29 protein-coding genes are annotated in these 23,875 nt (G+C 41.9%); 20 read left to right on the forward strand and 9 right to left on the reverse strand.

Annotation, left to right across the window (positions count from 1 at the left end):
- Window positions 1–7 precede the first annotated feature (7 nt).
- Window positions 8–946 carry a DMT family transporter gene (locus MGG13_RS02070; RefSeq protein ID WP_239035205.1) on the reverse strand — a complete coding sequence of 313 codons (939 nt, stop codon included), beginning with the start codon at window positions 944–946 and terminating at the stop codon, window positions 8–10.
- Window positions 947–1,073: 127 nt separating this feature from the next.
- Between MGG13_RS02070 and MGG13_RS02075 the strand changes: the two genes are divergently transcribed.
- From MGG13_RS02075 to MGG13_RS02120, 10 genes are all read left to right on the forward strand, one after another.
- The gene (locus MGG13_RS02075; protein ID WP_165983090.1) at window positions 1,074–1,451 is read left to right on the forward strand and encodes a VOC family protein; all 378 of its coding nucleotides are present in this window, start codon (window positions 1,074–1,076) and stop codon (window positions 1,449–1,451) included.
- A gap of 59 nt (window positions 1,452–1,510) precedes the next feature.
- On the forward strand, window positions 1,511–1,948 hold the full coding sequence (locus MGG13_RS02080) for a VOC family protein (RefSeq protein ID WP_239035206.1): 438 nt from the start codon (window positions 1,511–1,513) through the stop codon (window positions 1,946–1,948).
- A 109-nt stretch (window positions 1,949–2,057) separates the two neighbouring features.
- Window positions 2,058–2,915: an ABC transporter ATP-binding protein gene (locus MGG13_RS02085; protein ID WP_133431745.1), complete on the forward strand. Its 858-nt coding sequence runs from the start codon at window positions 2,058–2,060 to the stop codon at window positions 2,913–2,915.
- Window positions 2,902–3,642, forward strand: coding sequence for an ABC transporter permease (locus MGG13_RS02090; protein WP_239035207.1), 741 nt, complete (start codon window positions 2,902–2,904; stop codon window positions 3,640–3,642). The genes MGG13_RS02085 and MGG13_RS02090 overlap by 14 nt, the downstream gene beginning before the upstream one ends.
- The gene (locus tag MGG13_RS02095) at window positions 3,639–4,700 is read left to right on the forward strand and encodes a sensor histidine kinase (protein WP_239035208.1); all 1,062 of its coding nucleotides are present in this window, start codon (window positions 3,639–3,641) and stop codon (window positions 4,698–4,700) included. The genes MGG13_RS02090 and MGG13_RS02095 overlap by 4 nt, the downstream gene beginning before the upstream one ends.
- 3 nt (window positions 4,701–4,703) lie before the next feature.
- Entirely contained in the window at window positions 4,704–5,303 is a 600-nt protein-coding gene (locus MGG13_RS02100; protein ID WP_133431742.1) for a response regulator transcription factor, read from the forward strand.
- Between the two features lie 99 nt (window positions 5,304–5,402).
- A complete protein-coding gene (locus MGG13_RS02105) occupies window positions 5,403–5,723 on the forward strand; it encodes an ArsR/SmtB family transcription factor (RefSeq protein ID WP_133431741.1) in 321 nt (106 codons plus the stop codon).
- Entirely contained in the window at window positions 5,720–7,012 is a 1,293-nt protein-coding gene (locus MGG13_RS02110; protein WP_239035209.1) for an arsenic transporter, read from the forward strand. Before MGG13_RS02105 ends, MGG13_RS02110 begins: the two co-directional genes overlap by 4 nt.
- Before the next feature lie 3 nt (window positions 7,013–7,015).
- On the forward strand, window positions 7,016–7,417 hold the full coding sequence (gene arsC / locus MGG13_RS02115) for an arsenate reductase (thioredoxin) (protein ID WP_133431739.1): 402 nt from the start codon (window positions 7,016–7,018) through the stop codon (window positions 7,415–7,417).
- Window positions 7,418–7,500: 83 nt separating this feature from the next.
- Window positions 7,501–8,628: an MFS transporter gene (locus tag MGG13_RS02120; RefSeq protein WP_133431738.1), complete on the forward strand. Its 1,128-nt coding sequence runs from the start codon at window positions 7,501–7,503 to the stop codon at window positions 8,626–8,628.
- 294 nt (window positions 8,629–8,922) lie between these two features.
- Here MGG13_RS02120 and MGG13_RS02125 read toward each other — a convergent pair whose 3' ends face one another.
- From MGG13_RS02125 to MGG13_RS02140, 4 genes are all read right to left on the reverse strand, one after another.
- Window positions 8,923–9,123 carry a cold-shock protein gene (locus MGG13_RS02125; RefSeq protein ID WP_133417978.1) on the reverse strand — a complete coding sequence of 67 codons (201 nt, stop codon included), beginning with the start codon at window positions 9,121–9,123 and terminating at the stop codon, window positions 8,923–8,925.
- Between the two features lie 220 nt (window positions 9,124–9,343).
- Entirely contained in the window at window positions 9,344–9,544 is a 201-nt protein-coding gene (locus MGG13_RS02130; protein WP_133418548.1) for a cold-shock protein, read from the reverse strand.
- A 195-nt stretch (window positions 9,545–9,739) separates the two neighbouring features.
- Window positions 9,740–10,858, reverse strand: coding sequence for an ABC transporter permease (locus tag MGG13_RS02135; RefSeq protein WP_239035210.1), 1,119 nt, complete (start codon window positions 10,856–10,858; stop codon window positions 9,740–9,742).
- Window positions 10,855–11,574 (reverse strand): ABC transporter ATP-binding protein, encoded by a 720-nt coding sequence (locus MGG13_RS02140; RefSeq protein WP_133431735.1) that lies wholly within the window; start codon window positions 11,572–11,574, stop codon window positions 10,855–10,857. Before MGG13_RS02140 ends, MGG13_RS02135 begins: the two co-directional genes overlap by 4 nt.
- Before the next feature lie 103 nt (window positions 11,575–11,677).
- Between MGG13_RS02140 and MGG13_RS02145 the strand changes: the two genes are divergently transcribed.
- The 4 genes from MGG13_RS02145 (at window position 11,678) to MGG13_RS02160 (ending at window position 14,141) form a co-directional block, all read left to right on the forward strand.
- Window positions 11,678–12,142 (forward strand): GyrI-like domain-containing protein, encoded by a 465-nt coding sequence (locus MGG13_RS02145; protein ID WP_165983089.1) that lies wholly within the window; start codon window positions 11,678–11,680, stop codon window positions 12,140–12,142.
- 42 nt (window positions 12,143–12,184) lie between these two features.
- Entirely contained in the window at window positions 12,185–12,403 is a 219-nt protein-coding gene (copZ, locus tag MGG13_RS02150; RefSeq protein ID WP_133431733.1) for a copper chaperone CopZ, read from the forward strand.
- An 87-nt stretch (window positions 12,404–12,490) separates the two neighbouring features.
- A complete protein-coding gene (locus tag MGG13_RS02155) occupies window positions 12,491–13,723 on the forward strand; it encodes an aminopeptidase (protein ID WP_239035211.1) in 1,233 nt (410 codons plus the stop codon).
- Between the two features lie 28 nt (window positions 13,724–13,751).
- Entirely contained in the window at window positions 13,752–14,141 is a 390-nt protein-coding gene (locus tag MGG13_RS02160) for a hypothetical protein (protein WP_239035212.1), read from the forward strand.
- A gap of 34 nt (window positions 14,142–14,175) precedes the next feature.
- On the opposite strand, the gene MGG13_RS02165 is transcribed toward MGG13_RS02160, so the two are convergent.
- Window positions 14,176–14,691, reverse strand: a complete 516-nt coding sequence (locus tag MGG13_RS02165; protein WP_165983088.1) for a DUF402 domain-containing protein — start codon at window positions 14,689–14,691, stop codon at window positions 14,176–14,178.
- Between the two features lie 162 nt (window positions 14,692–14,853).
- On the opposite strand from MGG13_RS02165, the gene chrA reads away from it, so the two are divergent.
- From chrA to MGG13_RS02180, 3 genes are all read left to right on the forward strand, one after another.
- The gene (chrA, locus tag MGG13_RS02170) at window positions 14,854–15,999 is read left to right on the forward strand and encodes a chromate efflux transporter (protein ID WP_239035213.1); all 1,146 of its coding nucleotides are present in this window, start codon (window positions 14,854–14,856) and stop codon (window positions 15,997–15,999) included.
- A gap of 86 nt (window positions 16,000–16,085) precedes the next feature.
- Complete coding sequence (locus MGG13_RS02175; protein WP_239035214.1) at window positions 16,086–17,120, forward strand: S66 family peptidase; 1,035 nt, start codon at window positions 16,086–16,088, stop codon at window positions 17,118–17,120.
- A gap of 22 nt (window positions 17,121–17,142) precedes the next feature.
- A complete protein-coding gene (locus MGG13_RS02180; RefSeq protein WP_133431727.1) occupies window positions 17,143–17,892 on the forward strand; it encodes a class I SAM-dependent methyltransferase in 750 nt (249 codons plus the stop codon).
- A 27-nt stretch (window positions 17,893–17,919) separates the two neighbouring features.
- Here MGG13_RS02180 and MGG13_RS02185 read toward each other — a convergent pair whose 3' ends face one another.
- Window positions 17,920–19,047: an MFS transporter gene (locus MGG13_RS02185; RefSeq protein WP_239035215.1), complete on the reverse strand. Its 1,128-nt coding sequence runs from the start codon at window positions 19,045–19,047 to the stop codon at window positions 17,920–17,922.
- Between the two features lie 97 nt (window positions 19,048–19,144).
- Here MGG13_RS02185 and MGG13_RS02190 point away from each other — a divergent pair, with 97 nt between their 5' ends.
- The 3 genes from MGG13_RS02190 (at window position 19,145) to MGG13_RS02200 (ending at window position 22,777) form a co-directional block, all read left to right on the forward strand.
- A complete protein-coding gene (locus MGG13_RS02190; RefSeq protein ID WP_133431725.1) occupies window positions 19,145–19,756 on the forward strand; it encodes a tetratricopeptide repeat protein in 612 nt (203 codons plus the stop codon).
- Between the two features lie 83 nt (window positions 19,757–19,839).
- Window positions 19,840–21,315 carry a BCCT family transporter gene (locus MGG13_RS02195; protein WP_133431724.1) on the forward strand — a complete coding sequence of 492 codons (1,476 nt, stop codon included), beginning with the start codon at window positions 19,840–19,842 and terminating at the stop codon, window positions 21,313–21,315.
- Between the two features lie 115 nt (window positions 21,316–21,430).
- Window positions 21,431–22,777, forward strand: a complete 1,347-nt coding sequence (locus tag MGG13_RS02200) for a YjiH family protein (protein WP_133431723.1) — start codon at window positions 21,431–21,433, stop codon at window positions 22,775–22,777.
- A 36-nt stretch (window positions 22,778–22,813) separates the two neighbouring features.
- On the opposite strand, the gene MGG13_RS02205 is transcribed toward MGG13_RS02200, so the two are convergent.
- Window positions 22,814–23,131 (reverse strand): heme oxygenase, encoded by a 318-nt coding sequence (locus MGG13_RS02205; RefSeq protein WP_133431722.1) that lies wholly within the window; start codon window positions 23,129–23,131, stop codon window positions 22,814–22,816.
- A 12-nt stretch (window positions 23,132–23,143) separates the two neighbouring features.
- Entirely contained in the window at window positions 23,144–23,851 is a 708-nt protein-coding gene (locus MGG13_RS02210; RefSeq protein WP_133431721.1) for an SDR family NAD(P)-dependent oxidoreductase, read from the reverse strand.
- Window positions 23,852–23,875: the final 24 nt, after the last annotated feature.

The raw sequence follows: 23,875 nt of genomic DNA on the forward strand, positions 1-23,875 counted from the left end.
TTTTGTTTTATACAAGTTTAATAAGAATGACACCAGCGACCATCAACACAAGTCCGAGTATCTGGATACCTGTTGTGGGTGACTTACGGGCACCGAACCAGCCGAACTGGTCAATCAGAATACTACAGACGAGCTGTCCGAAAAGACCAGCGACTACGACAAGCCCAGTACCGAGAATCGGTACAAGGGCTGCCATCGTCAGAACGAAGAATGAACCGATTATACCACCGAGCCAGATCCACTTAGGTTTACTTTTGCCCATTGCGAATTTAACATTCTGCAGCTTGCGCAGGAAGAATGTAATGGTGATGAACAGCAGGATAAGCCCTACTAGGAATGAAATGAAAGCTGCATGAACAGGTGATTCTAGTACTGCGCCTAACCGGCCGTTAATCGCTGACTGTGTCGCCATCATGGCGCCGGCTAAAATACCGAACAGCTGGAACGGTAAGCGCCCGCCTTCTGTTACCTCTGGCACATGTCCTTTTCGTTTACGCAAGTATCCGGGTAAAGCGATGACGGCGAGAATACCTAAAATAAGAAGTAAGACACCAAGCGCTCTGATCAGTGAAAACGGAATAACAGGTGACCCGAAGAAACCGAAATGATCAATGATCATGCTGGCAAATATCTGGCCGAGAATAGGCAGGATAACCGTCTGAACACCGCCGAGTTTTGGGAAGAGCAGAATATTACCAGTCAGACCAATGACACCAAGTAATCCGCCAATCCATAGCCACCATGGTGAGGACGTAAATATTTCAGATGGCACGAGCAGCGTGTGTTTAGTCAGCAGTGTGACGACCGACAGGAAAATCGTGCCTACTAAGAATGAAATGAAAGAAGCGACAAATGGTGAAAGCACATAAGACCGCAGCCTTGAATTGATCGCTGTCTGAATCGGAATGCCGAAACCGATAGCTAATGCGATTAATAAATAAAACAATGACAACACTCCTTCTCACAATAGTTCTATTATAGAACTAATAGAGTGTGCGTGGGGATTATTAGTTCCAATCTGTTAAGGAATAGTGTAAATTTATCTTAAAGTTATCTTAAAAAGGAGAATGACGATGAACTCATACTGGCTTAACTTTCCTGTTGCAGATATTGACCAGACTATCCGTTTTTATGAAGGAATTGGTATGACTTATAGTGGAGGCGGTGCAGCTGATGGACGTGTGGCATTTAAAATAGGCGACCAGGTTCTGATGTTCTTTCAGAAAGATGCGATTGCACGTAATATCGGCCGTGAACTGACAGACGGTCACACTGCAAATGAAACTATCGTTTCATTTGATGCGAAGACGAACGAAGAAGTTGACGAGATTGCCGGTAAGATCAATGACTTAGGTGGTAAGTTACTGAATGAACCCCATGAACGGATGGGTTACTATGGTATCATGTTCCAGGATCCGGACGGACATCTTTTTAATATCATTGTGATGTAGTCAATTAATTGTGTGCAATCTTATATAATGGAAATGTCTTAATTAAAAGGAGGCTATCCATGTTTAAAGCAGTCACGTATTTCAATTTTGCACATTTCCTTGAAGCACTTGATTTTTATAAGAACAAGTTAGGTGCACGCATCATCAATCAGACGATGGGTGACGATGAGATGTTCAAAGATATGCCGGCAGAATATAAGATGCCGGATGAAGTGGCAAAGCGATTTGTGATGAATGCTGAATTTGAGTTACTTGGAGAACGTTTTATGGTCAGTGACACGATGGGGCAGCGTCCAGTCAATAATGAAGGCGTTAACGTCTGTTTTACATTTGACGGTAATGACGCAGAAGCTGTAGAAAAAGCAGAGGCATTCTTCCAGCAGGCGATTGCTGCAGGCTGTGAGGAAACAATGCCTCTTGGGGCGACAGAATGGACAAAGTTATATGGAATGTTCAAAGACCCATTCGGCATTACATGGATGGTCAGTGCATTATAAGAACGCGTAAGCGTTCTTTTTTTATGACATTTGTCATATGAAAAGTGTGACGGATGTGAATATGATACAGGTATGGAATATTGTTTAATTGAATCAAGGAGGCGATACTATGATTCAATTAAACAATATTTCAAAAAAAATCAAAGACAAAACGATTCTGCAGAATATTAACTTGGAGATTAATCAAGGAGATGTTATTGCTTTAGTCGGACCGAATGGAGCAGGTAAATCAACCTTGATAGATGTCTTACTGGGGAATAAGAAAGCATCTGGAGAAATAATAGGGAGCAAGTATTTGCTCGATCATCATTTTACGAGTGTCCTCTATCAGCACACTTACTACACCCCTCATATGAAAGTCAGACAGATCATTGAATTGTTTCAGAATCTATATGAAAAGCCTTTATCTATCAAGCAAATCCAGCAGATTACATTATTTGATGATGACATTTTAAACAGACCCGCACAAAAACTTTCAGGAGGGCAGCAACGAATTCTTGATGTGGCTCTTACCTTGATGGGACAGCCCGAATTCATTATTCTGGATGAACCCACTGCCGGTATGGACACGAACACAAGAAAACGATTTTACGAACTGGTTGAAGAACTAAAATTAGACGGGAAAACGATTTTATTCACATCACATTACATTGAAGAAGTTGAAACGCTGGCTGATCGCATTGTCCTGCTAAATCAAGGAGAAATTATCAGAGACAGCACACCGCGTTTAATCAGAATTGAAGATAAAAAGAAATTAATCGTTGTGCCTAAATCAATTAAGCTCATCCATGCTCATAAAATTAAAGAAGACTCACAGTTTTCTTATTATGAGACTGAAAAAATTGATGAAGTGATGCAGTATTTAGTAAAAGAACAGGTTTCATTTGCGGAAATTGAGATGACGAATATATCGCTACTTGAGAGCGTATTTAAAGCAGTGGAGGTTGATAATCATGAAACAGTTTAAGGCGATGATGAAGTATGAACTGATTGATGTTAAGAACAGAAAAGGGATTTTCATTATGTCTATATTGATGCCCGTCATATTTTTCCTGATTTTCTCTTCGCTGAACGAAAAAGATGCGTCAGCTGAAACACAGCAATTAATAAGAGATTATTTGCTTTCTATGACGACATTCAGCCTGACTAGCTTTGCGATGTTTACTTTCCCGCTCGAGATGATCAACGATAAGAAAGAGGGATGGAGTAAAACGCTGTTCAGAGCACCCCTATCACCTATACTGTACTACGTGTGCAAAGTCCTTAAAATAATGGTGATGTTTATGCTTTCTATTATCATCGTATTCTTAGTCGGCCATTTCATTAAAGGTGTGAATATGACTGCATTTGAATGGATGATTAGTGGTCTAAGTCTACTGTTCGGTGGTATGATTTACTTAACATTTGGACTACTCTTATCCCAGTTCAATGATGCGCAGCGCATGTCCACTGTCAGTAATATTCTCTACTTAGGATTGGCAATGTTAGGTGGATTATGGTTCCCGGTATTCTTATTCCCTGACTGGCTGAAACAGATTGCCTATCTCTCACCGACTTATAACTTTAAAAACTTAGCAGCTGGCTTATTCAGTGACAGTTATCCATATCAGTCTATTCTGATCTTAATAGTGTATGGTCTGATATTTACACTAGCTGCACTGTGGCTGCGAAATAAATCGGAAGTGATGAAGTGACCAAGTTTTTAATCAATAAACTCCTGCATTATGGTTTAGCTTATTTATTTTTATTCGTACCGATTGCTTTTGCGATAGAGCGGCCATCAATGGCTCTGCGCATAGCCGATATTGCAGTAATCGTCATTTATTGTATGGTTGTGATCTATTTTTACGAGTATAAGCATCCTGTTAATCTAATTCCCTGGATTATTTTAATGCTCTGTCTGGTCTATTTTACATTAATGATGAATATCGGCTGTATCATGTTTTTTATGTTTCCTGCCTATACATTACCATCTGTAATAAAGGGAAGATTAAACTCCATTCATGGATATATCATGATTGGTACGCTTGGCCTGATATTAGCGGCAGTCATCATCATTGATTTAAAAAATAGTCTGTATGCGTTACCTTATATTATTTTTCTGCTCATTATTATTTTCGCTAATGACCGAAGCTTTTATCAGAACCGATTAAAAGAGGAAAGACAGCTTAAAGATCAGCAGCTGGCCAGATTATCAACAGATATTGAACGTCATCGTATTTCACAGGATTTGCATGATTCTCTAGGGCAGGTCTTCAGTATACTAGCTATAAAATCAGAGCTCGCATTAAAAATGATGGAACATTCGCCTGAAGCGGCCCAAAAAGAACTGAGGGAGATAAATGATCTATCTAAAACCTCGCTTCTTAAAGTCAGAGAAATCGTTGATGACGTTAAGTCTGAATCATTAGCGACTGAATTAAAACAATCTCAGATTCTCCTACAAAATGCCGGCATTGATATGCAGTACGAGGTTAAGAACTTGCCGGATAACTTTGAAAAACATGATGTAGTCATGTTGCTAAAAGAGTTAGTTAACAATGCTTATAAACATAGCGGAGCGACTGCTGTAGAAATTAAAATGAGTAATGAGAACGGCCAGAATAAAATGATCTACAGAGATAATGGCATTGGTATTCAAGATCGGTCGATTCGCTTACGGAGTCTTGAATCGCGGGTGAACAAGTTGAATGGTCATTTAAGCTTTAGTAATTTGCAACCTGGACTGTCAATCGAGATAGAGTGGGGGTGACATATGAAGTTATTAATTGTAGAGGACCAAAGTATGCTCCGAGAGGCAATGATTCAGCTGCTGAAGATAAGTGGACGGTTCAGTGATGTAAGAGGTGCTGGTAATGGGGAAGAAGCGGTGCGACTCCTGGATGATTCATATGATGTTGTGATTACCGATATCGAGATGCCGACTATGAATGGGATAGAGCTGCTCGCATACATCAGAAAAAAACAATTCGACTGCAAAGTGATTATTGTCACCACTTTTAAAAGAGCGGGCTATTTTGAGAAATCATTGAACTTGGATGTTGACGCATATGTTTTAAAAGAACGTTCAGTCGATGAGTTGATTGAAACGGTAGATAAAGTGACGAAAGGACAGAAAGAATTCAGTCCTGAACTGATGCCACTGATGTTAACGAAGAATCCTTTGAATGACAAAGAACAGGAGATCCTTGTTTTAATTGGCAAAGGATTGACTAGTAAAGAAATTAGTCAGCAGCTTTATTTAAGTGACGGAACGGTCAGGAACTATACGTCATTAATCATTGAAAAGTTAGGTGCTGAGAACAGAATCAATGCATGGAGAATCGCGAGAGAGATGGGATTTATCAACTACTAAGGACGCGTAAGCGTTCTTTTTTTATTTTTCATATAGACATTCATCTATATATAAACTATATTATGTATAGATAAACATCTATATGAAGGAAGTGAAGAGATGAATTACGAAGAAATGGCACAGGTTTTTAAAGTGCTGTCTGATAAGAATAGAATTGAGATTATTGACCTGTTGTCCTGCGGTCCGTTATGTGCCTGCGATATTTTGGAGCATTTTAAAGTATCGCAGCCGACGCTTAGTCATCATATGAAACAGCTGGTGTCAGCCGGTATCGTACAGTCTTGGAAAGACGGCAAAAAGACGATGTACCAGTTAAACGCTGAAAAAGTAGAGGACTGGCGTGCTGTTCATGATCAGTTGTTCACAGCGCAGGAACGTTGTATCTGTCATTCTGCCGACTGCTGTGGTGACGCATCATGACAATCATTGCTATATTGATTTTTCTCTTGACCCTTACACTGGTCATCTGGCAGCCAAAAGGTCTGTCCATCGGTTATTCCGCTGTAGGTGGGGCTATCCTTGCATTATTATTTGGAGTGGTTGACTTCAATGATGTCCTCGATGTGACGGGAATAGTCTGGAATGCAACGTTTACGTTTATCGCGGTGATTCTGATTTCTCTTATACTGGACGAAATCGGCTTCTTTGAATGGGCAGCACTTCATATGACGCGTCTTGCTAAAGGCAGTTCACTGCGCATGTTCATCTACATCTCGGTGCTCGGTGCGTTAGTGGCAGCTTTCTTCGCGAATGACGGGGCGGCGCTGATTCTGACACCGATCGTACTCGCTATGGTACGTCACTTAAAATTCAGCGAGAAAGTAGTATTTCCGTTCATTATCGCGTCCGGTTTTATTGCGGATACAACGAGTCTGCCGCTCGTCGTCAGCAACCTCGTGAATATCGTTTCAGCCGACTACTTCGACATTGGTTTTGCGCATTATGCCAAAATCATGCTACTGCCGAACTTATTCAGTTTAGTCGCCAGCATCACTGTACTATGGCTTTATTTCAGAAGACATATCCCAAAAAGGTATGATGAATCCATGATACGTGAACCGAAGTCAGCCATCAAAGATTTCCGTCTGTTCAGGATATCATGGGTAGTGCTTGCCCTGCTGCTCGTCGGCTACCTCATCAGTGACGTCATCCATGTACCTGTCTCTTTTATTGCCGGGGTAATAGCGATTGTTTTTATATTGCTTGCACGGACGAGCCCTGCTGTTCACACCGGTAAAATCATAAAAGGAGCACCGTGGGCGATTGTCTTCTTCTCGATCGGCATGTACGTGGTTGTTTACGGCCTGCGTAATGTCGGTCTGACAAATGTGCTCGCAGATGCGATTAATCAGTTCAGTTCGACAGGTTTGTTCGGTTCTATTATGGGCATGGGCTTTATGTCAGCCTTTCTATCTTCTGTGATGAATAACATGCCGACCGTGCTGATTGATTTAATTGCTATTGACCAGTCACAGGCACAAGGGGTTCTGCAGCATGCGCTTGTCTTTGCCAATGTGATCGGCAGTGACTTAGGTCCAAAGTTAACACCGATTGGCTCACTCGCAACTTTGCTCTGGTTACATGTCCTCAGCCAGAAAGGCGTTAAGATTTCTTGGGGAACTTACTTCAAGACGGGTATCATCATTACCATCCCGGTGCTTTTCTTTACTTTAGTGGGTCTCTATTTCTCGATGATATTATTTAATTAAGGAGTGCGTAAGATGAAAACAATTTATTTCCTATGTACAGGTAATTCATGTCGCAGTCAGATTGCAGAAGGTTTTGGTAAAAAGTATCTGCCGAACTGGACAGTCTATTCTGCTGGTATTGAAACGCATGGAGTCAATCCAAAAGCGGTTGAAGCGATGAAAGAAGTCGGCATTGATATCAGTAATCAGACATCCGATAAAATTGATCTTGCTATTTTGAACCATGCTGATCTAGTAGTGACATTGTGCGATCATGCTAAAGATGTCTGTCCTGTTACACCCCCGCACGTCCGCACAGAACATTGGGGATTTGAAGATCCTGCTGGTCAGGACTGGTCAGTCTTTCAACGCGTGCGCGACGAAATCGGTGCACGGATTAAACTGTTCAGTGAAACGGGCAAATAGAAGAACCTGTCATTTAATGACAGGTTTATTTTTATGTTCTGGGGTATAAGAAATAGTATTTTAAATGAAGGAGTAGACTTAAGTTGAATAAACAGAATGAAATAGTTTTTACGGGTATTGTCTTCATTGCGATGGCATATGGTATTTCCCGTTTCAGTTATGGTTTGCTCTTACCTTATTTTGGTGATGACCTTGAGCTTTCCAATCAAGTATCCGGGATGATTTCGGCTATCTCATATTTGACATATTGCCTGGGTCTTGTGTCCATGTTCACGATTTTTAAGAACTATCAGCCGCGAGCTATTCTGCTCATATCCGGCTCGTTGTCTTTATATGGATTATATAATTTAATGGTAGCTGAAGAATATCCGCTGTTCGGTGCTGGTGTTATTATATTAGGTTATGCAGCAGGACTTGCTACAGCACCTTTTGGTCAGATTATCAAAGAGAAAGTAAGTTACGGTCATCAGGATAGAAGTAATTCATGGATCAATACCGGAATTGGCGTCGGCTTGATTTTAGTCGGTATTATCGTCTGGATTGTCGGGGATGCATGGCGCATTAGTTACGCTATTTTCCTGGTCATCAGTTTAATCATCATGTATTTCAGTTATAAGAAGCTGCCAAAAGTCGATATGAGTCACCTGAACTATAAGACTGATCTCAGAAATATTTTTGTCGGCCGTAAGATGATTATCTCGACTGTTTTATTAGGCATCGGAACATCTGCATACTGGACCTATTTTCAGTCATACGTCTTCCAGACACCGCATGATGATGTAAAAAATCTGTTCTGGATTATGCTGGGCGTTGGTGGTGTACTTGGTGGCTTTGCCGGGCATATGAATGAAAGAATGGGAACTGTCAAAGTTCATATATTAACGTGCGTATTACTTGCGATTGCGAACGTCACACTTGTAGTTACAGAAAATTTCTTCCTGATGATTTTCTCTACAACGTTATTTGGCCTTGTCTATGTCTTTGCGATGGGCGTTTATGCGTTCTGGTGTGCTAGATGTTATACGGAGTATCCAGCGATGGGCATCATTGTGACATTTGTCAGTTTAGCAGCAGGGCAGTTCCTGGGAACTTTCCTGTCAGGTTTCCTGCTTGAACGATTTGGCTATCAAGGTTTATTCTACATATACGGTGCGTTTAGTTTCCTGAATATCTTTTTTAGACCACTTGCAGAAGAACTGGCGGATATTTAAAGAGTAATATAGGTAAAAATAGCGATAGATTCTGACTAAATTCAGAATCTATCGCTATTTTTTTACTTAAGAGCAGTGGAGTTAGGGGATATGAGTAGAAAAGTCTAGCAAATGGGCTTAGCTAGACTTTGTGCGATGCAGAGTGACCTAATATGAGTAGAAAAGTCTAGCAAATGGGCTTAGCTAGACTTTACGCAGTACAGAGCCCCACAATACAAAATTAGAGTCGCGAAAACTCCTGAAAAAGTACACAAAAAAAGACGACTCAATTGAGTCGTCTCTTGTACGTTAAGATTATAATTTAACGATGTTAGCAGCTTGTGGTCCGCGCTGACCTTCTTCGATATCGAATTCAACTGCCTGGCCTTCTTCTAAAGATTTGTAGCCTTCACCTTGAATAGCACTGAAGTGAGCGAATACATCGTCTCCGCCTTCAACTGAGATGAAACCGAAACCTTTTTCTGCGTTAAACCATTTAACTGTACCTTGTGTCATGTATAATGACCTCCATTAATTTATTAAATAATATCAAAATCTCTGTTCAAAGAAAAATTCACATATTACAAAAAGTAACTGATCAACCCAATTACTTTTGTAATATGTGAAGACGACTATGTGTGATGTTATTTGTTTAAGTATACAACGGGAAATCCGAAAAGTCAAACCAATGTTCGATAAATAATAAAAGAGGAGCGGAGCTCCTCTGAATTAGTAATTATAATTTAACGATGTTAGCAGCTTGTGGTCCGCGCTGACCTTCTTCGATGTCGAATTCAACTGCCTGGCCTTCTTCTAAAGTTTTGTAGCCTTCACCTTGAATAGCACTGAAGTGAGCGAATACATCGTCTCCGCCTTCAACTGAGATGAAACCAAAACCTTTTTCTGCGTTAAACCATTTAACTGTACCTTGTGTCATGTATAATGACCTCCAATAAATTATTACTAAATCAGAATCCTCTTTAAAAAGAAAAATTCACACGTTACAAAAGAATCAACAAACCACGATTACTCTTGTACCATGTGAATGTGTTACCTTTTTAACGTTCGATTTAATTTCTTTAATTATATGACAGATTTTTAGATTTGTCCATAGAAAGTTCTTATTTTCTTTTTATAATCTGCGATATTTTTTCAAGGTGATGATATTCAGTGAGATAAATACTAAAGCAAAAATCAGTAAAATAGTCAGATCAAATGCAATGTGATTAAGTGGCTGCTCTTTGTACATCACTGCTTTTAACGCATCACCTGCATAATAGAGAGGCGTTAAATAAGCGAGCACCTGAATCCATCTGGCAAGCGCATCTAATGGAAAAATGCCGGATAAAAATAGTTGCGATACGATGACAATCGGTATGAACTGCATCATCTGAAACTCAGACTTAGCAGAAGCAGAGAGCAGGAGACCTAAGGATAATGCGACAAGCGCAACAGTCATATTGATGAGAATCACTGTGCCTATTGATTCAGGAGGGCCGATCTTCAGTACATAGACGGCATAGTAAACGATAACAACTGTCTGAACAACAGCAAGAAGTCCGAAGCCGCAGACATAGCCAAGTACAATTTCATGGCGTCTGATAGGTGTCGTAAGCATACGCTCGAGCGTTCCAGTCATTCTTTCTTTCAGGAAACCCATTCCAGCGAGTAAGAAGACGAATAGAAAGACAAAAAAACCAAGCAGAAGCGGTGCAAAAGTATCGAAAAGCGTAGTGTCAGCATCACCGTAAATATAGGTAGTCTTAATAGCGGTCTTTTGCGGTGCATCTAATTTAATATTTTTCGTTGGGCTGAATGGAATCTTATTTAATAATTCAGTCAGATCTTTGAATTTTGCTTTGATATCTTCTATAACAGTGACTTGTGCCTTCTGCTGATAGGTCTGATTGATGACAAGTTCCAGTTTTTTTGAAACTGAGATATCTTTATTAAGTAGCGTTAACGTCACTTTATCCTCTTTTTTCTCTGCAATTCCATCCAATTCTTCGCTCGTTAGACGTGACAGCTCCATTTGATTGAGCTCTGTTACTTCAATGTTCTGTGCTTCAATGGTGTCGATGACAGAGGGCTCTAAATTCACAGCGCCTAATTTCGCGTTAGGTTCATCGCTCTGAAAGATAAAATAAAAAAGGGTCAGTATGAAAATTGGCACAATAATAAGTAGCGCGAGTGTGCGTTTATCACGTAGCTGTTCTAATAATAGCCGTTTTGTCAGCCCGAATATTCTCATGATTGTTCTCCTTGACCGGCGCGAATAAACACTTCATCAAATGTCTGCGCATTATATTTGTTAAGTAGTGCATGGGGTGTGCCTGAAGCGATGATGGTGCCGTCTTTAATGAAGGAGAGAGCATCACAGCGCGTCGCTTCGTCCATCACGTGAGTGGTCATCAGAATCGTCCGACCATCTGCTTTCATCTGCTGCAATTCAGACCAGATAGTTGACCGCAGTGCTGGATCAATGCCCACTGTCGGCTCATCCAGTATTAAGATATCCGGTTCATGCAGCAGAGCTGTCGCAAGCGCTAACCTTCTTTTCATGCCGCCTGAATAGTTTCTGACTTTCTTCTGCAGATCTGCTGTCAGATTGACGAGGTCTGCTGCGTAGATGATCCTGCTTTCTGCCGCTTCTTTTTTCATATTGAAGAGCTGAGTGAAGAACTTCAGGTTTTCGTAACCAGATAAATCCATATAGAGCGCATCTGACTGTGCCATATATCCGATATAAGGAAGCAGGCTTAAATTCGGTACACGGATATCGTTGATATAGATAGAGCCGCTGGAAGGTGATTCAAGACCGGCAATCATACGCGTAAGCGTTGTTTTGCCTGAACCGGAAGGACCGATGAATCCATGAATCATGCCTGCTTCTACAACCACGTCAATATTATGCAGTACGGACCGATGATATGATTTTGAGACGTCATTAATAATAATTTCTGTCATGAAGGTTGACTCCTATTCTAATAGCTTGAAATGTGTAAAAAAGGGTATCTAATCAATGTCTTTATTATAAACTACTTAAAAGTAGATAAGGGGTGGAAGAATAGTGAATTATCATGAAGTCTCAGTTGAGGCTATTACACTGGTCGGTGAATGTGTCCATTATGAAACAGCATCAGAAGCAAGACGCAGTATTCAGAGTTACTGGCAGGATTTTAAAGCTCGAGGGAAAGCAGAAGCACTTGAAAGCTACCGGAATCAGCAGATTGATGGCTTTGTTGGTGTATTGATACCGAAGCCTAATGACAGACTAGATTATATGATTGCAGTCTCTTCTGACCAGGATCCTGTTGAATTCGAAACACGTAAACTGCCGGCCGGCCGTTATCTTATATTTGAGGCGGAAGGTCCACTACCTTTTAAATTAAGAGAAGTAATGGATGCAATTCATCATGATTTTCTGCCTAAATCTTCCTATAATCTTCGCGAGGCCCCTATCATGGAGCACTATCCTTCTGGAGATACCCAGTCAGCCGATTATCTCTCGGAAATTTGGATTCCGGTTGAATAAAGGGGTATAATGAGTAAGTATATTGAATAAGGAGTGATGGATTTGGCTAATCAGACGTTAGATGTAAGAGGTATGACCTGTCAGCACTGCGTTGATGCTGTTGAAAAAAGTGTAGGTGCAGTAGACGGAGTTCAGCAAGTTAATGTTGATCTGGATAATGGGAAAGTAGCAGTAGCTTATGATGACAGCAAGGCAACGGTTGACAATATCCGCGATGCGATTGAAGACCAAGGTTACGAAGTCATCCCGACAGAAGCTTAAGATGGACAATTCGTCCATCTTTTTTGTTTATCAGACTTTTTTTTGATTCGGAATCCGATATAATGAGATAAAGGAGTTGAATGAATAATGAAAAAATTTGAAGAGAAGATTAAAAAATATGCTGAAACAATTGCGAAAGTAGGGCTGAATGTTCAGCCTGAAGAAACTGTTGTAGTTGTATCGGACATTGCGGCACTTGATCTCGTCCGCGCGGTTACTGAAGCATGTTATGAGTTAGGCGCTAAGCGTGTTATCACTGATTTATCGGATATTCAGCTGACTTTGACACATTCAAAACACCAGACAGTGCAGACGTTAGAAGAAATTCTGCCACAGGTTGAAGCGAAGAATGCTTACTACCTGTCAGAGAAAGCATCTATGCTCTATATTCATGCGACTTCACCTGAAGCCTTGAAAGATGCTGAAACTGAAAAAGTGATGGCAGCAAACCGCGCCGCACGTGCAGCTTCAGCTGACTTAAGTGCATCACGTATGCGTTATGACCAGAACTGGTGTATCGTCGGTTATCCGTCACCGGAATGGGCGGCCCTTGTCTTTCCGGAATTATCAGTAGAAGAAGCGGAAGAGAAACTGATGGATTATATTCTGAAGACAGTCCGAGTAGATCAGCCGGATCCGGTTGCAGCCTGGGACGAACACAGTAAATTCCTGAAATCCCGTGCGAAATGGTTATCAGATTATAATTTTGACCGCTTGAAATACACAGCGCCTGGCACTGACCTTGAAATTGGCCTGATTGATGGGGCACGTTTTACAGGTGGCGGCCATAAAAATGCGAAAGGGCTGGATATTCGCGTTAATATGCCGACTGAGGAAGTCTTTACTTCTCCGGATTACCGCCGTGTCAATGGTGTGGTTTCTAATACCCTGCCGCTTAGCTATAATGGTCAGATTGTCGACGATTTTAAACTGACCTTTAAAGACGGCGTTGTCACTGATTTTGAAGCGGCGAAGGGCTACGACGTCTTAAAAGAGTTGCTCGAATCAGATGAAGGAGCACGTAGACTCGGAGAAGCGGCGCTAGTACCGGTAGATTCACCGATTTCGAATTCTGGGATTCTGTATTATAATACACTCTTTGATGAAAATGCTTCTTGTCATATTGCAATCGGTAAAGCTTATCCTGGACCAGTGCCGGGTGCGACTGCGATGTCAAAAGAAGAACAGGATGCAGTCGGTCTGAATGATTCTGTCATCCATGTTGACTTTATGATTGGTTCTAAAGAACTGGATATTGACGGCATTACACGTGACGGAGAAGTTATTCCTGTTTTCAGACAAGGAAACTGGGTAGAATAGAGTTGTATTGAAAAAAGGAGGCAGTCAAATGAATAAATGGGTAAAAATCGGTCTGGGTGCAGGTGCAGCATACCTCACTTATAGAGCGGGACGCAAAGTATTATCTAAATATGATGATGTAAATACATTGATGAATGACATCGTTGGACATGAAAACTATGATGATTTAAGAAATCTAGTGTTTGAAGTCCTCGATATGATTACAGGCACTCAGAAACTGGAACATCATCATTCAGCTCCTGCTGATGCACCGAAAGTCGAAACGACGGATGAATCTATCGCCGGTGCGATTAAATCGGTTATTGATATGCCATTCGTTGCTGAAATGATTCCGGATCAGAAGAACGTACAGATGATTAAAGAAGTCCTCGATGAAGCGGCAGAAGTAGAAAAACTGATTCGCGGCTGGTTCAAATAATTAAAAACCATTCAATCGTATGATTGAATGGTTTTTATTGTTTAGCGGAGTATTTTTCGATTGAACTGAAGTTGGTGACGCCAAACGGAAAGACGTTGTCTGCGATATTGTTTTTCAGTTCCTGGAGTGAGACAACAGCGAAGTTAGTCAGCTGTATCGGATAATTGAAGGTACGACTGTTCGTCACATAAGTATCACTGTTTTTGATATACCACTCCTGGTTACTCTTGACGTAATCCATATCAATATCGATGTAGGTGATATAACCATCCTTATAGGTACAAGGTGTCGAGATATTACAGAACATACTGATCGGTTCCATTTTTTCATTGATAGCTATAGAGACCGTATACCCGTGATATTTAGAGAAAAAGTGCAGGGATGCTTCCTGATAGACGATTTCCTTATTTTTAATATGATGCTTCAGTATATTGTTTTCTGGACATTTAACAAACCAGTAATGGCTTGTTTCTTCAAGTAGTTCTCCTGAATATTCAATGTAAGGCACATTAGGATATTTATAAGAACGGATGGTAATCGTATTCGTCATATAGTCTATCCTCCCTTTAAGATGTCTATTTATTATAAACATGTAGGGTCATAAATGTATACGTTTTCACAAAATCTTAATAAACTCTATAATTTACAATCTTGTAATATTTCTCACAGCTATTTTCATAGTACGATAAAAGAAAATGATTTGGGGAGCCGTATGAATCGTATACTGGAGATTTTCATCGTTGCATTAAAATTAGGTATCACGTCTTTTGGAGGTCCGACTGCCCACCTCGGTTATTTCAGAGAAGAATATGTTGAGAAAAGAAAATGGTTATCTGATAAAGTCTATCAGGATCTAGTCGCACTCTGTCAGTTCCTGCCGGGCCCGGCCAGCAGTCAGGTGGGGATGGCTATCGGTATGATGAGAGGCGGCATGCTGGGCGGAATCGCTGCTTTTCTCGGCTTTACGCTGCCTTCTGTACTGATTCTGATTCTGGCGGTCAGACTGATGCCGGATTCCATCGAATGGATACAAGGACTGAAACTTGTGGCTGTCGCTGTTGTGCTTCATGCATTGATTGGCATGGCGAAGGGAAGTCTGAATTCATGGCAGACAGTCGGACTTGCACTGCTGGCGCTGCTCGCTTGTCTATATGTGCCATCTGCCATCACACAGATAGCCATTATTGTGATTTCGGGCATCATCGGAATACTGATTTTTAAGGCTAATCATCAACCAGGCGAAGTATTAAATCTACAGGTTTCCAGACGCACAGGTACCATTTGTCTTGTCTTACTCTTTATTTTACTCATCGGTTTACCCGTATTCGCCAATATTCTCCACAATGACTGGTTAACTATTTTTGATAAATTCTATCGTTCAGGATTATTAGTGTTTGGGGGCGGCCATGTAGTACTGCCACTTCTTGAACGTGAATTTGTACCGATGTTCTTACAGCCTGATGACTTTCTTGCAGGCTATGGTCTTGCACAAGCCGTGCCGGGTCCTTTGTTTACATTTGCTTCATATATTGGTGCAGTGATAGGCGGATTATGGGGCGGGTTATTTGCCATGATAGCGATTTTCCTGCCGGCTTTTTTACTCGTAGCGGGCTGTCTGCCGTTCTGGCAGCAAATTCGTGAGAAAAGTTTGATGCGAAAAGCTTTGATCGGTATCAATGCAGGAGTCATCGGGATTCTCGCTGCTGCATGGATTCATCCCATCATTAGTCATACGTTATTCGATATTAAAGATTATTTTTTATTTATCCTGCTATTCTGCTGTCTCCATTATTTCAAACTTGCCCCGTGGATCATCGTTTTGATGGGTCTTGTCATCGGTCTTGTCTTTTACAGATAAGTCATTTATATGCATATTAAGTGTTTTTCCTTATGGAAAAACACTTTTTTGCTTTATAATGGAGAAACACGACAAAAAAGAATGGGATGACGACTATGAAATATCCGGTATTACTAGATGACAGTACAATTGGAATCACACCTGTATCTAACGGCATTTTCTCTGAGGCAGAGGATATGTTTAATCAGGCTTTTAAGCGAATGGAAGAAAGAGGTTTCAAAATTGTTTTAAATGAAGATATCTGGGGACAGGAAAAAGCTCGTGCTGCTTCAGCAGAGAAGCGGGCAGCAGGATTAGCGGACATGATGGCTGACCCGAATATAGATGTTATCATGCCACCATGGGGCGGACATCTGGCTCTTGAAATACTGGAGCATCTTGATTTTGATACATTGCAAGTGAAGTGGCTAACGGGTTATTCTGATATTTCGACTATCCTGCTCGCTATTACCCTTAAGACGGGAATTGCTACAGCACATATGGCGAATATAGTAGATTTACGTGGCAGACATATGGATAAAGTTACGGCACGCTGGCTGGATGTACTGAGCTGTCAGCAGGGTGCCCAGATCATTCAGACGTCTTCTGAACGCTATCAGCTCGAGTGGGACCACGAGCATCCTACTGATATTGTTTTTAATCTGACAGAGAAAACGAAATGGAAGGCAGTGGATGAAAAAGGACAGGATTTATCAGAAGCTCGTTTTGAAGGACGTGTGCTCGGTGGATGCATCGATACGATGCGACACTTGATCGGCACCTCTTATGGAGATATTCCTGCTTTTAGAGAAAAGCATACAGAGGGTGAAGACGTTCTATGGTATATAGATGTCAGCGAACTGGATACAGTTGATTTGAAACGCTCATTGACTCAGATGAAATACGCAGGATGGTTTGAATCAACAGCTGGTCTTATTTTTGGCAGAGTGGGTAAACCTAGTGTCAAGGAAGACTATACTTATAAAAATGTGTATCAGGATATAGCGCGGGAGCTTGGGAAACCTGTGATTTATGATGTGGATTTTGGACATAAACCGCCACAGATGGCGATTATTAACGGAGCGTATGGTATGATAGAAATGATTGAAGATAAGGGACAGCTGATACAGCGGTTTAAGTAGTCTTTTAACGGGAGGATCACGTATGGACCATACGGATGTTTTTACGACTAAAGCATTTCTATATGAAAAAAGCAGACCATCTTATCCGGATGAAATGCTGACTTTTCTAAAACAGAAATTTAATATAAAAGAAGATACGCTGATAGCTGATATCGGTGCGGGTACCGGTAAATTCACCGAAAAACTTCTTGATTTAGGATGTAAGGTTATCGCTGTAGAGCCCAATCAGGCAATGGCAGATCGTCTGCGAGATAGTCTGATGTGTGAACAGCTGATTGTCAGCGAACGTCCTGCTGAACATACGGAGATAGACGCAGGGACGGTTGATCTGGTAGTTGCAGCACAGTCGTTTCACTGGTTCAACTGGCAGCTGTTTAAAGAAGAGTGCACCCGGATTCTTAAACCAAGAGGGACCGTCTGTCTGATCTGGAATGTCAGAGATGAAGCAGCGCTCATCAACCGCAGAACAGCGGATATCTTTAAGGCTTACTGTCCTGCCTACAAGGGAAGCAGCAACGGTCTCATGAATAATGATGATGCGATTCGCCAGTTCTTTGAAGGAGAGTTTGAACTATTTGAAACGCGTCAAGATCTGAGTTATAAAGAGCAGCAATTCATTGACCGCTGTCTGTCAGCAAGTTATGCGCTGGAGGAGACAGACGAAGATTTCGATGCCTTTGTAACTGCGCTTAAATCACTATTTCAGGCATTTGCAGAAGAAGGTAAAGTCATCGTTCCTAATATGACACGCTGCTATTACGGCATTATATAAGAGGCCAGGGGTAACCTGGCCTCTTTTTTACCGTTTGATTGAGAAAGCGATACCGATACAGATAACAATCAGACCGGCTGCCATATAAGGGCTGTACGTGAGCGAGAAGTTCTCGAGTAAAATGCCGCCAAGAAGCGCTCCGGCGCCAATTCCTGCATTAAGAGCTGACATATTCCATGCTATGATCTGACTCGTATCTCCTTCAACCTGCTTGATAATGCCCATCTGGATAGCAGGATTGGTGCTCCATTCAGAGAAGTTCCAGATCAGAATGACGAGTAACAGCACAATAAATGAAGACAGGACAAAGTTAAAAATCAGCAGCGTCAGCATGAAGAGCGTCAGACTGACAAGTAGCCATTTACGGCTGCCGAGGCGGTCTGTCATCGTTCCACCAAAACTAGTTCCTGTCATGCTGCCGATCCCTGCAATAAAGAGTGCGATAGATACATCTGTTAAGTTGTAGCCATGTTCGATCATAATCGGACTGATATAAGTGAAGACAGCTGAGTTGGCAGCAAGCAGAATGAAGGTGATGCTGATATATTTGGCTGCTTCTTTCGGATATAGCAGCTGATTACGGCTGGAATCAGAGTCCTCGCTCTGCACGTGTTTAGGCAGCTGGAAGAATAGCAGAATTGCTGCAATAAAGCTGAAGAGAACGATCATCCAGAATGTTGCACGCCAGCCGAGCAGTTCTCCGAGTTTCGTACCGATAGGGACCCCGAATACATTGGCGCCGCTAAAGCCTACGTAGACGAGTCCGAGCATTTTACCTCTTGTTTCCGGTTTACTCAGTACAACTGTCAGAGCGAGAATTTTAACGACGATGATAGAAGCGGCTGCTGAAGCGATGATACGACCGATAACGATCAATGTGAAGGTCTGACCGGATGCATTGAGTGCATTCCCTGCCATAAAAATCGCCAGGCTGACGAGCAGGACATTTCTCGGGTTGAACCGCTCGGTCAGCTTAACAAGAATAGGGCCGGAGATAGCAAAGGTCAGAGCGTAAATCGTTACAAGCTGACCCGCAAGACCCGGGGAGACATCTAAATCATCGCTGATAAGAGTCAGAACACCTGCAACGACGAGCTCGACCATACCGACCACAAAGATGCTGAGAATAAAAGTAAAAAGTTTAAAATAAGACATAGCAGTTCCTCTCAATAATTGGTAAGACGATTATAACATGTCTTCATTAGACATTGCTCTTTGCTCACATTACAATGAAGAAAAAGGAGGAATTCACATGATAGATGAAAAGATAGAAGCAGCTTTTGATGCATACGATCTGGGAGATGACAAAGAAACATATCGATTGTTCGATGAAATGAAGAACGAACTGACGCCAGGTACAGAGGATTATGTGACTTATCAGCACGCACTCGGTTATCTTTATATTGCTGAGCAGAAATTTGACGCGGCAAGAGAGCACTATCTCGAAATGCTGGATGCGGCAGGTTCTGACGATGAAGCAGCGATTCTGCATCAGCTTGGTACTGTCGAACAGCTGGATAGTGAATTCGAACAGGCAGAAGTTTACTTCCAGCAAGAAGAGAAACTGCTGGACACTAATGATGCGGAAAGTCTGGCAGCTAATTATTATGCGCAAGGTTATACGAAGATGCTGAGCGGGGATTATGATAGCGCATTAAGTATATTGAATAAAGCACAAGACCAGGCACAGGATGATATGAGCCGAGCACATGCAGAACGAGCACTCGGCGAACTCTATGCTGCGCAGAGCCAGATGGCAGAAGCGAAAGGCTATTTTACAAAGGCGAAGAAGCATTTCCGTGCAGCGGGTGATGAAGTAGGTGCAGCTGAGATTGAGATGCTGGAATCTATTATATTTGAGTAACGAGAGAAGCAGCAGCTTCTCTTTTTTTGGTTAAAGGAGAATTAATAGGGAATAAATAGGCGTAAATTAATGTGGAGGTTATTATGAAAAAATATACGCCTGTCTTTATTATCTCAGCGATTATCTGTATTCTATTCGCGGCATGGGGTGTTATAACACCTACAGGTATGCAGAATCTGACGCAGCAGATGACTGCTTTTATCACCAAGAATTTCGGCTGGTATTATCTGATTACCATTGCGATTATTCTTATTTTCTGTCTTTACATCTTCTTTTCACCGTTTGGTGGCATTAAACTGGGGGCACCTGACGAAGAAGCGGAATTCTCTCTGCCTTCTTGGTTTGCGATGCTCTTCAGTGCAGGTATGGGTATGGGTCTCGTCTTCTGGACGACTGCTGAGCCTATCAGCCATGCTTTCAAACAGACACCTAAAGCGAAGCCCGGTTCGAATGAAGCGATTGGCGATGCGTTCCAGTATGCTTTCTTTCACTGGGGAATTCATGCCTGGGCGGTATACGGAGTAGTCGCTCTTGTCCTGGCTTACTTCAGTTTCTATAAAGGATATCCTGGCCTGATCAGTGCGACACTTGTGCCACTTTTCGGCAAAGAAAAAATGGCAGGCCCTATCGGCAAGACGATAGATGTCCTTGCTATTATTGCGACTGTTATGGGTGTAGCAGCAACACTTGGTTTTGGTGCGGCGCAGATCAATGAAGGTCTGAATTATTTGTTTAAGATTCCAAGTAACTTCACTGTACAGGTGATTATTCTTGTCGTGTCTACTATCCTGTTCACCTGGTCTGCTTGGTCAGGTATTGATAAAGGTATCAAGACACTCAGTAACATCAACATGCTGCTAGGATTTGCCTTGATGGTCTTACTGTTTATCGTCGGACCGACTGTCTATATCCTGAATACTTTCACCGATACACTAGGTAACTACGTGGCCCATTTCGTTGAGATGACATTGCGTCTTGAACCACTTGCAGATGGCAGACGTAAGTGGATCGATAGCTGGACGATATTCTACTGGGCATGGTGGATTGCATGGGCGCCGTTTGTCGGTATCTTCATTGCTCGTGTTTCCAGAGGTCGCACAATCAAAGAATTTATCATGGGTGTACTGTTAGTCCCTGCTCTAGTCTGCTTTATTTTCTTTGCGGTCTTCGGTGCATCTGCTGTTCACCTGCAGCTCGGAGGAATCGATTTATCACAATTCCCGGTTGAAACAACGACATTCGCTATGCTGCAGCATTATCCACTAGGAAAAATAATGAGTTTCATTACACTATTCGTTATCGCGCTGTTCTTTATCACTTCAGCAGACTCAGCGACATATGTTCTCGGTATGCTCAGCAGTGATGGAGACATCAATCCGACATCACTTGTTAAAGTCACATGGGGTTTATTATTATCCATTATTGCCGGCATTGTGATGTATGCGGGGGGTACGCAAGGGTTACAGAACATCCTGATTATTGCAGCTTTGCCATTCTCTGTTGTTATCTTTTTCATGATGATTTCTTTAATCAAAGCATTACGAAAAGAACATCTTTAGATATTGAAAACGTTTTCTGAATTGTGTATACTTTTTCATATATCTGTATAGCATATAAATAATCAGGAAAGAGCGTAAAAATTCTTTTACGCTCTTTTTTCGGATGGAGGATATGATGGAGAAGTTAACACCGAAGCAACATAAAATAGGGATGTGGAAGTTTATTCTGACTTCAATCCTGGGATTGTTCTTATTTGTCACGCCGCTCACTGTAAACGGGGAAGCTACTTTACCGGTTGCACTTCTCGCAGGCTGGCTTAAAGAAACTGTGGGTAAAGGAATGCCTACTTTACTCATCGTCATCATTATCATCTCAATGCTGATGACGCTTTACTGTTCAATCTTCAAGAATGCGAAGACATCATTTATGAAGAATTTGTTTGAAGTCAATATCATCTGGCTGATTATTCGCCTGTTAGGGACATTCTTCGCAATTGTTGTTTATTTTAAATTGCCTGTGCCTTTTGTCAATACAGACGCGACTGGCGGTCTGATCTATAACGATCTGCTGCCGACACTTGTCACAGTCTTCCTGTTCGCAGGTCTCTTCCTGCCATTACTGATGGACTATGGATTATTCGAGTTTATCGGTCCGATGTTCTCGCGTGTTATGCGTCCGCTCTTCACATTACCTGGCCGTTCTGCCGTAGAGAACCTCGCTTCATTTGTCGGCGACGGTACAGTCGGTGTCATGATGGCCTCTAAACAATATGACGAAGGTTTCTATACAAGAAGAGAAGCGACCATCATTGCGACCAGCTTCTCGGTCGTATCGATTACGTTTGCGATTGTTATAGCGAAGCAAGTTGAAGTCATGAATCATTTCTTCTTCTTTTATTTTACGGTGATTATGTCCTGTCTGATTGCTGCGATGATTACACCGCGTATCTGGCCGCTATCATCAGTACCTGATACTTACTCAAATGGTTCAGCTGAGAAACTGAAAGAAGATATTCCAGCGGGTTACAACGCCATCAGCTATGGTTTTGAAAATGCGGTACATCGGGGCTATAGAGGACGTAATTTCAGCGACTTCCTTGGACTCGGCTTCCGTACAGTGATGGATATGTGGTTTGCAGTGCTGCCAGTTGTTATGGCAATCGGTACAATCGCGACGATGCTCGCAGAGTTCACGCCGCTCTTTAAGATTTTAGGGGCACCATTTGTTCCTATCCTGGACTTCCTGCAGGTCCCCCATGCTGCTGAAGCGTCTCAGACTATTCTGATCGGTTTCGCAGATATGTTCCTGCCAGCTATTCTGATTCAAGATGTACCGAGTGAAATGACGCGCTTTGTCATTGGTGCCTTAAGTATCTCGCAGTTAATCTACTTATCAGAAGTAGGGGGCGTTATACTGGGCTCGAAGATTCCAGTCAGTCTGCCTAAATTATTTGCTATTTTCCTGATCCGGACAGCCATCATCTTACCGATTATCATTGCAATGGCTCATCTCATTTATTAAAAAAATAACGCCAGTCATCTGACTGGCGTTATTTTTTTAGCGTTCAAGTTGTGATTTAAGCTCATAGATGACGAGTTCAGAGCCGAGTATAGGAGATTCATCCTGATTGCCGCCTGCTGGACGCTGGTGTGCTTTTTTGAAGGCATCTGACGTTTTCCATGCTTCAAAGTCTTCTAATGTCTCCCAGTAAGTGTTGACGTGCAGTTCATCATGTTCTTCGTTGCCTTGAACAGCGAGAACTTCAGTTTTTACGAAACCTTTCAATTCTTCAATGCCCCCGCCTTGCGTAAAGCGTGGTGCCATTTTTTCTGCAAAACCTGATTTCATTTTTATACGGTTTGATACGATAAACATAAAAAATCCTCCTTATTTTTGAACGGGATGAGTCGCCCAGATCTGATTCGTTTTAATAAAAGTACGACGATTAAGTTTAAGCTGACTGACGATGACGTCTGCAATGTCTTCAGGGTGTGTCATCGTTTCAGGATCGAGCGACGTTTCGCCGATTAAATCTGTCAGAACAGCTGAAGGGTTGATAGTGAAGGTACGAATGTTATGTTCGCGCATTTCACGCATTACCCCTTCAGTCATGCCTGCTACTGCAAACTTAGAAGCTGAATAGGCAGCCGATTTAGCTGTCGCGTTAATCGCTGACATAGAAGCGATATTCACAACGTCTCCCGACTTCTGTTCAATCATATGGGGCAGAACTTGCTGCATCATAGTGAAGGTACCCATGACATTTGTTTCAAGCATTTCACGCATCTCTTCAGCAGACGTCTTAAGGAAAAGATTCGTTTTCATAATACCAGCGTTGTTGACGAGAATATCAATCTGCCCGAAAGTATCCAGTGTATGTTCCACTGCCGCTTTAATATCTTCTTCCTTCTGCATATCACAGACAACAGCCGTAGCGTCTGTTTCCAGCATATCAAGTGTTTCCTGCAGTGCTTCAAAATGACGGCCGGTGATTGCTATTTTGACGCCTTCTTTTGCAAGCGCTATTGCAGTTGCGCGTCCGATACCTCGAGAACCGCCTGTCACAAGTGCCACTTTATTTGTTAAGTTTTCCATTGAAAGTCCTCCATTTGACAGAAA

The sequence above is a fragment of the Macrococcus brunensis genome (assembly GCF_022343725.1).
In the GTDB taxonomy this organism is placed as follows: domain Bacteria; phylum Bacillota; class Bacilli; order Staphylococcales; family Staphylococcaceae; genus Macrococcus; species Macrococcus brunensis.